Raw genomic sequence first — 372 nt, 5'->3', positions numbered from 1 at the left:
CATCAGCGGGATTACGCCGATTACCGCTGCGTTGGGACAGACGCCTATCGTTTCGGCGGCGAACGCATCTGTGACAATCTGCAGGTACGAACCGACAAGCTCGACGAGCTTGTGTGGCAGCAAGTTGTGGAGTTGCTCAGGCAACCAGATCGACTGAAGACAGAATACGAACGTCGACTGGACGTGTTGGAGCGAAATGAAAAGAACGGTTTCGATACCACCAGCCTGGACAAGCAGCGGCTTCAGCTTGAAAAAGGCAAATCACGACTGATTGACAGCTACGCCGACGGTATCCTCGACAAGGCCGACTTCGAGCCGAAGATGCAGCAGTTGAAGAACCGGCTTGAGCAGATTGAACAGCAGATCCTGGAA

1 pseudogene is annotated in these 372 nt (G+C 53.8%); it reads left to right on the top strand.

Features of this window, described 5'->3' with window-relative positions:
- Positions 1-372 (top strand): annotated as a pseudogene (locus J8I82_RS38015) (recombinase family protein); the annotation flags it as partial.

The organism is Cupriavidus consociatus (genome assembly GCF_017814975.1).
Lineage (GTDB): Bacteria > Pseudomonadota > Gammaproteobacteria > Burkholderiales > Burkholderiaceae > Cupriavidus > Cupriavidus consociatus.
Note: the sequence above shows the minus strand (reverse complement) of the source record. Positions and strands in the feature narration are given on the sequence as shown.